At 70.6% G+C, this 13325-nt stretch carries 11 protein-coding genes; 5 read left to right on the top strand and 6 right to left on the bottom strand.

The genetic code is table 11. The features are described from left to right. The first annotated feature begins 323 nt into the window (after positions 1–323). From ABD481_RS34815 to ABD481_RS34800, 4 genes are all read left to right on the top strand, one after another. Positions 324–1118, top strand: coding sequence for an ABC transporter permease (locus ABD481_RS34815; RefSeq protein WP_344670095.1), 795 nt, complete (start codon positions 324–326; stop codon positions 1116–1118). A gap of 73 nt (positions 1119–1191) precedes the next feature. Next, positions 1192–1962 carry an ABC transporter permease gene (locus tag ABD481_RS34810; RefSeq protein ID WP_344670094.1) on the top strand — a complete coding sequence of 257 codons (771 nt, stop codon included), beginning with the start codon at positions 1192–1194 and terminating at the stop codon, positions 1960–1962. A gap of 2 nt (positions 1963–1964) precedes the next feature. Next, on the top strand, positions 1965–2918 hold the full coding sequence (locus ABD481_RS34805; protein WP_344670093.1) for an ABC transporter ATP-binding protein: 954 nt from the start codon (positions 1965–1967) through the stop codon (positions 2916–2918). 53 nt (positions 2919–2971) lie between these two features. Further along, positions 2972–5032, top strand: a complete 2061-nt coding sequence (locus ABD481_RS34800; RefSeq protein WP_344670092.1) for a serine/threonine-protein kinase — start codon at positions 2972–2974, stop codon at positions 5030–5032. Here ABD481_RS34800 and ABD481_RS34795 read toward each other — a convergent pair. After that, entirely contained in the window at positions 5010–5600 is a 591-nt protein-coding gene (locus ABD481_RS34795) for a TetR/AcrR family transcriptional regulator (protein WP_344670091.1), read from the bottom strand. The genes ABD481_RS34800 and ABD481_RS34795 overlap by 23 nt on opposite strands. Positions 5601–5686: 86 nt before the next feature. Between ABD481_RS34795 and ABD481_RS34790 the strand changes: the two genes are divergently transcribed. Further along, positions 5687–6535, top strand: coding sequence for a class I SAM-dependent methyltransferase (locus tag ABD481_RS34790; protein ID WP_344670090.1), 849 nt, complete (start codon positions 5687–5689; stop codon positions 6533–6535). Positions 6536–6548: 13 nt separating this feature from the next. Here the strand turns inward: ABD481_RS34790 and ABD481_RS34785 are convergent, their stop codons facing one another. From ABD481_RS34785 to ABD481_RS34765, 5 genes are all read right to left on the bottom strand, one after another. Further along, the gene (locus tag ABD481_RS34785) at positions 6549–7373 is read right to left on the bottom strand and encodes a shikimate dehydrogenase (RefSeq protein WP_344670089.1); all 825 of its coding nucleotides are present in this window, start codon (positions 7371–7373) and stop codon (positions 6549–6551) included. After that, positions 7373–9358, bottom strand: a complete 1986-nt coding sequence (locus ABD481_RS34780; protein WP_344670088.1) for an endolytic transglycosylase MltG — start codon at positions 9356–9358, stop codon at positions 7373–7375. Before ABD481_RS34780 ends, ABD481_RS34785 begins: the two co-directional genes overlap by 1 nt. Then, positions 9355–9891, bottom strand: a complete 537-nt coding sequence (gene ruvX / locus ABD481_RS34775) for a Holliday junction resolvase RuvX (protein WP_344670087.1) — start codon at positions 9889–9891, stop codon at positions 9355–9357. The genes ABD481_RS34780 and ruvX overlap by 4 nt, the downstream gene beginning before the upstream one ends. A gap of 362 nt (positions 9892–10253) precedes the next feature. Continuing rightward, a complete protein-coding gene (gene alaS / locus ABD481_RS34770; RefSeq protein ID WP_344670086.1) occupies positions 10254–12923 on the bottom strand; it encodes an alanine--tRNA ligase in 2670 nt (889 codons plus the stop codon). 110 nt (positions 12924–13033) lie between these two features. Next, the gene (locus ABD481_RS34765; RefSeq protein WP_344670085.1) at positions 13034–13321 is read right to left on the bottom strand and encodes a hypothetical protein; all 288 of its coding nucleotides are present in this window, start codon (positions 13319–13321) and stop codon (positions 13034–13036) included. Between the last annotated feature and the right edge of the window lie 4 nt (positions 13322–13325).

Genomic DNA, 13325 nt, shown 5'->3' with positions numbered 1-13325 from the left:
GCAGCCCAACAACCATCACCGCAGCGGCATGGACTTGATACCTGGGCGGCGGTGCTGTACCCGTAGGGCTGCCGACGTGAGCGAGGGGAACAAACCCCCACCCCACCAACCGCCAGCGCAGGGACTGACCAGACCACCCTATGGACTAGCGCCAGTTCTCCGAGGGATCAGAGGCCCTCGCCGGAGGCGCCTGCCTTTCGCTTTTCACAGCTTTTGACTTTGATCTTGGTCTTCAGTCCCCCCACCCCAAAACCTGTTGCCGACCGTCACCCCCCAATGGCACAGTGCCAAGTTCCCCCCGCAAGGCCCGGAAGGACATAGCAGTGCTCGTCTATGCCCTCATCGCCCGCCAAACCTTCCGCCGCTACATCGCCTACCGAGGCGCGATGCTCGGCGGCGTCGTGTCGAACACCGTGTTCGGCGCGGTGAAGGCCTTCATCGTTACCGCCATCTGGCGTCACAAGCCCATCATCGGCGGCTATGACCTGCGGGATGTGTTGACCTACACCTTCGTCGCGCAAGCGCTGATCGGCCCCATGTCGATCCTGACCAACAACCTGGACATCCCCGCCCACGTCCGCTCCGGCGACATCGGCACCGACCTCTTCCGCCCGGTGGACTTCCAGGGCTACTGGATGGCCCAGGACTTCGGCCGGGCGGGGTTCGCGGTGTTGGGGCGGAGCCTGGTGCCGTTCCTGGCGGGCGCGGTGATGTTCCAGGTCCGGGTTCCTCGTGACCCGCGCGTATGGGCAGCGTTCCTCGTAGCAGTAGTGCTGGGCATCTTCGTCAGCTTCGCCCTGCGCTATCTGGCGGCGATGTCGGCGTTCTGGCTGCTCGACGAGAAGGGCGTGACCGGCTTCATGAACATGCTGACGATGTTCTTCGGCGGCCTGACCGTACCGCTGGTGCTGTTCCCGGGCTGGTTGGGAGAACTCGCGCGGGCACTGCCGTGGGCGTCGGTGATCCTCGTACCGGTGAACGTGTTCCTGGGAAAGCTCACCGGAACCGCCCTAGCAGGCGCCTACGCGTTCGAAGCCGCATGGGCAGTCGCGTTGCTGGGCCTCGGCCGGCTGGTCACCACCCGAGCCCGCCAGCGAGTGGTGGTACAAGGTGGATAAGGTCGCTGCCCCTCCCGCCCATCCCCCTCGCGCTCCACATCCACCCGGCGCTGTAGGCACCTACATGGCGTGCATGCGCATGTGGGCACGCTCAGCATTGCAGTACCGAACATCCCTAGCGCTGCTCATGGTGAACTCCACGCTGATCGCCGCCCTGGAGCTCGCCGCCCTCCTCGTCGTGTACGGCAACGTCCCATCACTCGGCGGCTTCTCACTCTCCGAAGCCCTCTACCTATACGGAACGGCGCAGACCGCCTTCTTCATCAGCGACCTCCTCTTCACCGGCACCGAGTACCTCTCGGCGCGGATCCGCATGGGCACGTTCGACTCCCTGCTCATACGACCCGTCGGAGTACTCCCCCAAGTGTTCGCCGACCAGTTCACACCACGCCGCTTCTGTCCGCTGATCGCATCGTGCGGCGCGCTCGCAGCAGGCCTCTCCACGGCGCCGATTCACTGGACCTGGCTCCGAGTAGCGCTCGTCCCCTATACGTTGCTCACCGGCGTCGCCATCTTCGGCGCTATATGGGTGTTCGTAGGCGCGTTCCAAATCCTGGTGACCGACGCCACCGAGGTCATGAACATCGTCACCTACGGAGGCCAATACATGACCTCCTATCCGCTGTCGCTATACGGCCGGAACCTCATGTGGTTCCTCACCTTCGCCGTCCCCCTCGGCTTCGTGAACTGGCAGCCCACGCTGTACGTCCTCGGCCACCCGGACCCCCTGGGCCTGCCCACCCCGTTCCGCTTCGCCGGGCCGTTGTTCGCAGCGGCGCTGTGGGGCGTCGCCCTGATCGCCTGGCGCGCAGCGCTGCGCCACCACCGTTCCACCGGAAGCTGAGCATGCCGACCCCGCTGATCGAAGCCGAACACCTGTCGAAGACCTACACCCTCCGCAAAAAGACCGGCCGCCTGAAACGGGAGCGGACCGCCGTGGAGGCAGTCCGCGACCTCAATCTCTCAGTGTCCGAGGGCGAACTACTCGGCTACATCGGCCCCAACGGAGCCGGAAAGTCGACGTCCATCAAGATGTTCACCGGCATCCTCGCCCCATCCGGCGGCGTGCTGCGCGTCGCCGGCCTGGAGCCGATCCGGGACCGCAAGCAACTGGCCCGCCGGATCGGCGTCGTCTTCGGCCAGCGGACGACCCTGTGGTGGGACTTGCCTTTAAGGGATTCTTTTGCACTGCTGCACCGTATGTACGCGATACCGGATGCCCGGTACGCGGAGAACCTGAAGCGCTACGTCGGCCTCCTCGGCCTGGAGGACCTGCTCGACACACCGGTACGCCAACTCTCGCTCGGGCAGCGGATGCGCGGCGACCTGACCGCCGCCCTGCTCCACGACCCGAGCGTGCTCTACCTCGACGAGCCGACCATCGGCCTGGACGTGACCAGCAAGATGGTGGTCCGCGAGTTCCTCGCCGACCTGAACCGGGAACAGGGCACGACCATCGTGCTGACCACCCACGACCTGGACGACATCGAGCGCCTCTGCCGCCGCGTAGTAGTCATCGACCACGGCACCGTCGCCTACGACGGCCAACTGGCCGCCCTCCGCGCCCGGATCGCGGCCGACCGCACCCTGGTCGTCGACCTGGCCGCACCCGGACCTCCGGTACAGGTCCCCGGCGCGGTCGTGACCAGGGTGGACGGCCCCCGCCAGTGGCTGGCCTTCCCGGCCGACGCGAACGCGGCGGAGCTGATCTCCGTGGTCGCCTCCCGGTACGGGCTCGTGGACGTGTCCATCCGCGAGGCGGACATCGAAGACGTCATCAGAGAGCTTTATTCCAGCTGATACGGTGTCTCGCACTCATTGGCGTGTGGCTGCTGGAGCAGGGGGAACGCACGGTGACTGGTTGGACTGTACCCGGATACACCGAGACGGCATCGCTCGGTTCCGGGGCCACCGGCCGGGTGGTGGCGGCGGTCGAGGACGCGACCGGGGCCCAGGTGGCGATCAAGTACTTGAGCGCGAAGTACGTCGACGACGAGGCGTTCGTGGAACGCTTCCGCGCCGAGGCGGAGCTGCTGGCCGGGCTGGACCACCCGAACGTAGTGCGATTCCACCGCTATGTAGAGGCCGCCGCGCAGGCAGCGGCCGAGGCGCCCGCCGAGGACGCAGCCGAAGCCGCCGCTGAAGCCGCCGTTGAAGGCTCCGCTGAAGGCTCTACTGAAGGTTCTGCTGAAGGCTCCGCCGAGGACCCTTCCGAAGCCCCCTCCGAAGGCACCCCCGAAGACGGCAGCGAATCCCTCCCCAGCACCAACGAACCGCACCCCGCCGCAGCGGCAGCCAGCACCCCAGCCGCAGCCGCAGGCGCAGCCAGCACCGCCGCAACAGCCGCAGCCACCGAGCCCCACCCATCCGGCGCCGCACTGGTCATGGAACTGGTCCAAGGCGCAACCCTGCGCAAAGTCCTGAAAACCAAGGGCCCGGTATCCCCAGAAGCCGCCCTCTCCATCATGCGCGGCTCACTCCTCGGCCTGGACGCCGCCCACACCCTGGGCATCGTGCACCGCGACTACAAGCCCTCGAACGTGCTGATCACCGAACAAGGCGTCAGCAAACTCGCCGACTTCGGCATCGCCGAGCGCGCCGGGACCGAGATGCCGGCCATCGGCACCCCGTCCTACATGGCGCCCGAGCAGTGGGAGGGCGCGCCGGCCGAACCCGTAACGGACATCTACGCCGTCACCGCCTCCTTCTACGAGTGCCTCACCGGCCACGTCCCGTACGCCGCCGAAACCGTGTTCGAGCTGGAGGAGCTGCACCGCACCGCACCGATCCCGCTCGCCGACGTACCACCGGCAGTGCGCGGACTGGTGGCGCACGGCCTGGCCAAGGACGCGGGCATGCGGCCGGCGGACGTGTCGGCGTTCATCGCCGAGCTCGAAGAGGCCGCGATCTCCGAATACGGCGTGGAGTGGGAGGAGGAGGGCCGGCGGAACCTGGCGGTCTTCGTCTGGCCGCTGTCCTCCGGCAGCGCGGGCGGCGGCCCGGGCGGCCCCACCGGGGCCGAACAGGGCGGCGGCGCCTTCCCCGGCCCGGACGACAGCTGGTTCGACGGCATGTCGGGCCCGGGCGACCCCGGCTACGGCGCGGAGAGCGAACCGGGCCGGGCCTGGCAGCGGGTCGGGCGCGGCACCAAGTTCGGGCTCACGGCCGCCGCGGTCGCGGTGGTCGGCAGCGTGGCGGCGGCGGTCGCGTTCGGCTCCGGCGGGCAGGCGAAGGCGCCGGTCGCGGGCAGCGTCGGGGTGACGGTGTCAGCCGCGCCGACGACGTCGCTGAGCCCCACGCCGACGCCGACGTTGCAGGCCGGCGTACCGGCGCCGAGCGCGGGCAGCTCGACGCCGACGCCCACGAAGTCGTCGAGCAGCAGCAAGCCGTCCCCGACCCCGACCAAGTCGCCGTCGTCGCACCCGTCGTCGGCGATCCTGCCGACCCAGCCGCCGTCGAGCCCGCCGGACAGCCCGTCCTCGGACGGTCCGTCGAGCGCGCCGTCCTCGCCGCCGTCCACGTCGGCGCCTTCCACCTCCGCACCGCCGTCGACCTCGCCGAGCGCCACCCCGACCATCGTCGGCCGCCTGGAACTGCTGAAGGCCGCGCCGGTGGAACCGTGCCCGCCGGCCGACCTGCCGACGTACCGGGTGGTGTTCACCGGCCAGCACCTCCCGGCCGGAACCTCCGTCTCGATCACCTACACCTGGCGCATGGGCAAGTCCCGCGGCGTCGGCCCGGACCCGGTGAACATCAGCGCTAAGTCGCCGAGCGGGTCCGGGACGTTCAGCGTGGGCAGCGGAACGCAGAGCTCGATCAACGACAGCGTCACAGTGAGCTGGAGCGCCACGGACGGCGAGAGCGGGACCACGAACTCGGCCGGGGTCACCATCAACTGCGAGATCCTTCACTGACGACGCCAGCCACCACCTGCCGCACCTCAGCCAAGCTCGGCGGCCGATCGCCGTGGTCGGCGTACGTCATCTGCACGGTGCCGATGAGCATCAGCGCCATGAGATCGACATCCAGGCCCGGCAGCAGACGCCCCAGGCCGCGCTCGGCTTCGAGGTACCCGGCGAGCATCCGCGTGCCCTCGCCGAGAATCGGGACGCCGACCACTCCGGCCGCGCGCAGCCGGGCGCGCACGCCATCGCGAAAGGCGATGAGGGCGACGATCCGCGTGGCCAGCGGGGTGAACAGCTCGTGGAGCGCCTCGGCGAGGTTGTCGGCGAGGTCGCCGACACCGGCCCGGCCGCACAGCCGCCCGTCCTGGTCCGCGACGCGCCGCGCACGGTCCTGAACGTAGTCGGCGAGGAACGCGTCGAAGTCCGTGAAGTGCCGGTGCAGCACGCCCTTGGCCACCCCCGCCTCCTCGGTGACCGCGCGGCTGGTGAGAGCCTCCAGACCGGCGCGCAGCAGGACGCGCTCGGCAGCGTCGAACAGCTGCTCCCGGGGGTCGCGGATGGCGATGCCGGTGGGCACGGTCGGGGTCCCCTTTCGGCGGCCGGGACGGCGGGCCGCGAACGACGAGCCTAGACGAGTGGGCGAGCGCCCATTAGAGTGGGCACATGGTCACTATAACCGGGGACAGCCCTGCTGAGCAGCAACGCGAGGGCGACGACGAGGCTGCCGGCGCCGGGCTGAGCACGAGCCCCATCGCCAAGTCCTTCGGCGACGACCCCGCCCACTACGACCGTGCCCGACCCCGCTATCCCCGCGAGCTGATCGACCGCGTGCTCGACGGACTACCGGGGCGTTCGGTACTGGACGCGGGATGCGGGACCGGCATCGTGGCCCGCCAGCTCCAGGCGGCGGGCTGCGAAGTACTCGGGGTCGAACCAGACCCGCGCATGGCGGCGTTCGCCGAGGCGCGGGGCGTAGCGGTCGAGATCGCGAAGATCGAGGACTGGGAACCCGCCGGACGCACATTCGACGCCCTGGTGGCGGGGATGACGTGGCACTGGGTCGACGCGGCGCGGGGCGCGGCGCAGGCTGTCCGGGTACTGCGTCCGGGCGGCCGGATCGCCCTGTTCTGGAACGCCTTCCAGCTGCCGACAGACCTGGCCGAGTCCTTCGCCGCCGTCTACGCGCGCCGCCTACCCGACCAGCCGATGTACCAACACGGACTGCGAGCCGGCCGCGACGTCTACGCACCCTTGCTCACCAGCACCGCCGACGTATTGCGCGACACCGGCGCCTTCGAGGAGGCCGACCAGTGGCGCTTCGACTGGCAGCAGCGCTACACGCGCGACACGTGGGTGGACCTGGCACCGACCTTCGGCGGCCACGCCTTGCTGCCGAAAGCAACGGTCGCCGAGCTGATGGCGGAAGTCGGCGCCGAGGTCGACAAGGCCGGCGGATCGTTCGTGGCCGAATACACGACGGTGGCAGTGACAGCGCTACGCAAGGACAACTGAAGCCGCTGACCCCTCACCGCCCCGCAAGCGCCGCCTCCCCCGCCGCCCGCATCGCCGCCAACGGCGCGGGCGACAGCCCCGTCATCAGCTCCACCTGCAACACCGCCTGGTGCACCAGCAGGTCCAACCCGCCCAGCACCGTCCCGCCCCGCGCCGACCACGCGGCGGCCAGCGGGGTCGGCCACGGGTGGTAGAGCACGTCGAACAAGGTGCCCGGGCCGGCCGGCACCGCTGCAGCAAGATCGTCCGTGGCGCCGATCGGGGTGGTGGCGATGACCAGTTCCGTCGCGAACGCCTCGGGCGCGGCGGACCAGTCGCGGATGCGGACTGTGGTGCCGACTGCTTCGGCGATCGCGTGGACTTCGGTGTCGCGGGCGCGGTTGCGGATGTAGACCTCGACGTCGCCCTTCGTGATGCCTGACAGGGCGGACAAGGCGGAGGCGGCGGTCGCGCCGGCGCCGAGGACCGCGGCTGAGGTTGTTCGGGTCACGGCGCGTTCGGCGAGGGCGTTGACCAGGCCGGGGACGTCGGTGTTGGTGCCGGCGCGGGAGCCGTCGGCACGGAACAGGACAGTGTTGACCGCCTCGACCGCGCGGGCTGTCGCACTGACCTCGTCCAGCAGCGGGATGATCGCACGCTTGAGCGGCATGGTCAGGGACAGGCCGGCCCAGGAGGCGTCGAGCCCGGCCACGAAGGCCGGGAGCGACGCCTCATCGACGTCGTGCGCGTCGTAGGACCAGTCGGTCAGGCCGAGCGCGGCGTAGGCGGCCCGGTGCAGGACCGGGGACAGCGAGTGCGCGATCGGCGAGCCGAGGACGGCGGCGTGGGTCGTGGCCATCAGCTGGTGATCGGGTTCTTCGCCTTGCAGGGGTTCTTGCCGGGCGCCTTGAGGAAGTCGACCTTCTTCACGAAGAAGGTGCCGGTGTCGCCCTCGCACCACGCGTAGGCCTGGACGGTCGCCGGCTTCAGCACCGCGGCGAGCGTGTCCTTGGACGGGATCGCGACCGGGGTGGGCGGGAAGCCGTGGTGCGGCGCGTAGGTCGAGTACGGGTTGTTGGCGTCCTGTATCGCCGCCGCGGTCGGCTTGTCCTTGGTGTGCCCGATCTGGAACAGCGAGGTCGAGTCGATGCCGAGGAACTCGTTGTCGTGGAGCCGGGCGAAGACCGCCTCGGCGATCTTCGACGCGTCGTCGGGCGTGGTCACCTCGGCCTCGGCCATGGAGGCGAGGATCAGCATCTGCTCCGGGGTGCAAGGCGCGGTGCCGCAGGTCTGCTTCGCCGACTTGTTCACGAAGTCGAGCGAGTTCAGCTCGTCCATGCGGTTGGCGACCATCTGCTTGAGGATCGACTGCGGCGTGTCGGCCGACGTCAGCTCGTAGGTGCCCGGGGCCAGCATGCCCTCTATCGTGAACCCGACTCCCGGCCGCGAGTCCACCGACCAGGCCGGCAGGCCGATGGTGTTGTGGGAGATCGCGGCCTGGAAGTCGGCTTCCTTCCACTTGCGCTTGTCGATCAGCTCGGCGACGACGTCCTTGCCCCACTCGTGCGGCTTCACCACGATGCTCGACGCCTCGGACAGGTTCGACTTCTTCAGCAGCTCCAGCACCGCCGTGGAGGCCGAGATCTGCGGGCACACGTCGTAGGTGCCGGCGACGATGCCGGTCGAGCCCTGGTTCTGGTTGGCGGCGTTCAAGTAGGCGCGCTCGCTCTTGACGACGCCAGCCGTGAACAGCGACTTGGCGATGTCGGCCCCGGTGGCGTTGCGCTTGACGTCCACCGTGACCTTGTTCTTCGCGTCCTTCGAACAGGCGGTCGCCGCGTAGTCCGGCGCGGGGCCGAACTTGTTCTTGTAGTACGAGTACCCGGCGAACACGCAGCCGCCGAACAGGCTCAGGATGCCGACCAGGACGAACAACGGCGCCCAGGCACGCAGCTTGCCGCCACGCCGGCGCGGGCGCTCGTCGTCGAAGAAGCCTTCCTCGTCGCCCCAGTCGCCGCCCTGGTTGTAGCCGCCGCCCTGGTCGTAGCCACCTTGCTCGTAGCCGCCCTGCTCGTAGCCGGCCTGGTCGTACCCGCCTTGCGCGTAGCCGCCCTGCTCCTGCCCGGCCTGGTCGTCGTACTCCTGCGCGCCACGACGGCCGCGTCCGCGGCGGGTGCTGCGGGAGTCCCGCGAGGAGCCCTCGCCGCTCTCGTCCCAGCCGGCGGACGCGTTCTCGGCATAGCCGCGGCCGTCGGCGGTCCCGCTCCAGCCGTCGTCGGCGTAGGGATCGGCGCCGGCGCCGGGCGCGGCGTAAGGATCCTGGTTCTGCGGCTGCGCGTAGGGGTCGATGACCTCGCTCTGCACCACCTTGGGCCCGGTGCGCGGCGCGGCGCGGCGGCCGCGACGCGGGTCCGGGCTCTCGGCCTGCGGCGGGACCTGGGGCTGGGCATAGCCCTGCTGGGTCGGCTGGCCGTAGCCGGGCTGCTGACCGTAACCGGGCTGCTGGTAGCCGGGCTGGCCCTGCGGCGGGACCTGGGGCGGCTGCGGGGCCTGGGCCGACTGCGGGGCCTGGCCGGGCTGCTGGCCATATCCCGGCTGCTGCCCGTATCCCGGCTGCCCGCCCTGGCCCTGGCCGTATCCCGGCTGCTGGCCGTAGCCGGACTGCTGGCCGTAGGACTGCTGCTGACCGTAAGATCCCTGCTGCTGACCGTAACCGCCGTCGGCGGCGGGCTGCTCGCCGTGGGACGGGTTCTGCCCGTAGGGATCCGACGGCTGCCCGTCGACCCGTCGGCGACCCCTCCCCTGGGAGCTGTCGCCCCCGTATCGCCAATCGCCGTCGCTCATAGGTTGCCGTCCTCCAGCTGGACCGTCGTGCCGGGCGGACGTCCGGACATCCGTTCGGCATCAAGTGCGTTCTGCAAGATAACCACGGCGGCGGCCTGGTCCACCACCGCCCTGCCCTTCTTGGCCTTGACCCCCGACGCGCGCAGCCCCTGCGCCGCCGTGACGGTGGACAGCCGCTCGTCGACCAGCCGCACCGGCACCTCCGGACCGAGGCGCCGGACCAGGTCGCGGGCATAGTCCCGGATCTTGGCGGCGGCCGGGCCCTCGCCCCCGGACAGCGAGCGCGGCAGGCCGACCACGACTTCGAAGGCCTCGTACTCGGCCACCAGCGCGGCCAGGCGGTCCAGGGAGGCCCGGCGGGGCTCGGCCCGCACCGTCTCCACCGGGGTGGCCAGCAGCCCGTCCCGGTCGCAGGAGGCCACGCCGATGCGGACCGTGCCGACGTCCACGCCCAGGCGGACGCCGCGGCGCGGGACGCGCTCCGTCCCCGGGGCGGCCGGGGACCCCGGCTCCTGGGGCTCGGGATCGTGCATCGTCGGCGGTCCTCCTCGTCGTGGGCGTCACTCGGGCCCGGGGCGGTGCGGAGCTGCGTCCGGGGCCGTGCCGTGCCTTGCGGCGCAGTGCGGTGCATTGCGGTGCAGTGCATGGCCGTTAATGGCCGTGCAGTGCGGCGCAGTGTGTCCGATGCGGCGCACCGCGGAGCGGGTGTCCCCGGCCATCGTGACGCGTCCGTGACCGTACCCGGTTCCGGGCTCCGCTGTCGCCCCCGGGGCACATGTCCGGTCAACCGGACACGCTATGTCAAGACTTGAGCAATCGGACACGGCGGGGCCCGGAACCGCCGCTCCGGTTCCGGGCCCCGATGCCCGTCACAACCTGGGTCGCACGGCCTTGCTCAGGCCCCGACCTTCTCCGCGACCGTGCGGCCGATCTCGGCCAGCGCCGCCGGGATCGCCGAGGCGTCGGTGCCGCCGCCCTGGGCGACGTCGTCCTTGCCGCCCCCGCCGCCGCCGAGGGTCTTGGCCGCCGCTCGGACCAGCTCGCCGGCCTTCAGGCCGCGCTCGCGGGACCCCTCGTTGGTGGCGATGACCACGACCGGGCGCTCCCCCGCCGCGGCCGCGACCGCGACCACCGCCGGGCGCGAGCCGAGCCGGCCCCGCACGTCGAGCACCAGCTTGCGCAGGTCGTCCGCCGACGAGCCGTCCGGCGCCTGGTGCGCGACCACCGCGACGCCGTGCACGTCCGACGCGCCGTCGGCCAGCGAGCCGGCGATCTGCAGCAGCTGCCCGGCCTTGAGCGCGGAGATCTCCTTCTCCGCGTCGCGCAGCTTGGACATGATGCCGCCGACCCGCTCGACCAGCTCCTCCGGCCGCGCCTTCACGACGTCGGCGAGCTGCGCCACCAGGACGTGCTCCCGGGCCAGGAACTGGTACGCGTCGGTGCCCACCAGCGCCTCGACCCGGCGCACGCCGGAGCCGATGGAGGACTCGGACAGCAGCTTCACCAGGCCCAGGCGGCCGGTGTTGTCCACGTGCGTGCCGCCGCACAGCTCGTGCGCCCACTCGCCGACCGAGACCACGCGGACCCGGTCGCCGTACTTCTCGCCGAACAGCGCCATCGCGCCCATGGCCTTGGCCTCGGGCTGGCTCATCACCTGCGCGGTCACCGACAGGTCGTCGATCAGCAGCTCGTTGACCCGCTGCTCGACGTCGGCCAGCACCGAGTGCGGAACGGCGCCGGGCGAGGCGAAGTCGAAGCGGAAGCGGCCGGGCGAGTTCTCCGAGCCGGCCTGCGTCGCGGTCTCGCCGAGCAGCTCGCGGAACGCCTTGTGGACCATGTGCGTGGCGGTGTGGGCCCGGGAGATCGCGGCCCGGCGCGCGGTGTCGACCTCGCCCCAGGCCTCGGCGCCGACCACGACCTCGCCGTCGCGCACGATCGCGCGGTGCGCGATCAGGTCGCCGACCGGCTTCTGCACGTCGACGACCTCGACCAGGGCGCCGTTGCCGAGCCGGATCAGGCCCTGGTCGGCCAGCTGGCCGCCGCCCTCGGCGTAGAAGGGGGTGCGGTCCAGGACCAGCTCCACCTCGTCGCCGGGCTTGGCCGACTGCCCCACCCGGCCGTTCACGAGCATGCCCTTGAGCAGGCCCTCGGACCGGGTCTCGTGGTAGCCGGTGAACGCCGACGGGCCGGCGCCGTCCAGCAGCTCGCGGTAGGCCGACACGTCGGCGTGCCCGGTCTTCTTCGCGCGGGCGTCCGCCTTGGCCTGGTCCCGCTGCTCCTTCATCAGGCGGCGGAACCCGTCCTCGTCGACCGTCAGGCCGGCCTCGGAGGCCATCTCCAGGGTCAGGTCGATCGGGAAGCCGAAGGTGTCGTGCAGCTTGAACGCCTCGGAGCCGGAGAACGTCGCGCTGCCGGACTTGCGCGCCTCGTCGGCGACCGTCTCGAACATCACCGAACCGGTGCGCAGCGTCTGGAGGAAGGAGGTCTCCTCGGCGACCGCGACCGCCTCGATCCGGGAGCGGTCGGCGATCAGCTCCGGGTAGGCCGCGCCCATCGCCTCGATGGTGGTCTCGACCAGTTGCTTGACCGTCGCGCCGTCCGCGCCGAGCAGGCGCATGTTGCGGATCGCGCGGCGCATCAGGCGGCGCAGGATGTAGCCGCGGCCCTCGTTGCCCGGCGTGATGCCGTCGCCGATCATCATCGTCGCGGACTTGATGTGGTCGGTGACCACGCGCAGCGAGATGTCGTTCTTGGTGTCCGCGCCATAGGTGACGCCGGCGATCGCCGCCGCCTTGTTCAGGATCGCGCGCGAGGTGTCGATCTCGTAGAGGTTGTCGACGCCCTGGAGGATCGAGGCCAGACGCTCCAGGCCGAGCCCGGTGTCGATGGACTTGCTGGGCAGCTCGCCGAGGATCGGGAAGCCGTTCTTGTCCCCGCCGGCGCCGCGCTCGAACTGCATGAAGACCAGGTTCCAGATCTCCAGGTAGCGCTCGCCGTTGACGGCCGGGCCGCCCTCCTCGCCGTAGGCGGGGCCGCGGTCGTAGTTGATCTCCGAGCACGGGCCGCAGGGTCCGGGCACGCCCATCGACCAGTAGTTCTCCGACATGCCCAGGCGCTGGATCCGCTCGGCCGGGACGCCGACCTTCTTCCAGATCTCCTCGGCCTCGTCGTCGTCGAGGTAGACGGTGATCCACAGCTTCTCGGGCTCCAGGCCGAAGCCACCGTCGGCGACGGACGCGGTCAGCAGCTCCCACGCCAGGTTGATGGCGCGCTCTTTGAAGTAGTCGCCGAAGGAGAAGTTGCCGCACATCTGGAAGAACGAGCCGTGCCGCGTGGTCTTGCCGACCTCCTCGATGTCCAACGTGCGCACGCACTTCTGGACCGAGGTGGCCCGCGGCCACGGCGCCGGCTGCTCGCCGAGGAAGTAGGGCTTGAACGGGGCCATGCCCGCGATCGTCAGCAGGGTGGTCGGGTCGTTCGAGATGAGCGACGCCGACGGGACGACCGTGTGGCCCTTCTTCTCGAAGAAGTCGAGCCAGCGGCGGTGGATCTCCGCGGATTCCATGAGCTTTTCAGCCTTCTAGGGAAGGCGGCGCGTCGGGCAGCTCCCAGGCGCCGCGAGGGGGTGACGGGGCGTCGGGGTGGGCCAGGTCGGCCGGTGAAGGGCGACTGGCCCTAGATAGCTCGCGCCTTCTTGGAGGAACCGTCGTCCTCACCCGCGGGGGGCACGTCGATGCCCAGCGCGACGTTGAGCTCCTCCTCGCGGCCGCGCGCCAGCTCGCGCACGTCCTCGAAGAACTCCTTGACCGAGTCCAGCAGGCCGCCGCCGGAGACGGAGACGCGGTCGGCGATGCCCGACGGGGTCAGCTCCTTGGCGGTGGCGGTCACCTTGCGGAAGACCAGGACGCCCGCGGTGGCACCCATGGACACCCAGAAGAGACGGCGCACGGTTCCAGTGAACATCAGC

This window comes from Catenulispora yoronensis (genome assembly GCF_039531695.1).
Lineage (GTDB): Bacteria > Actinomycetota > Actinomycetes > Streptomycetales > Catenulisporaceae > Catenulispora > Catenulispora yoronensis.
Note: the sequence above shows the minus strand (reverse complement) of the source record. Positions and strands in the feature narration are given on the sequence as shown.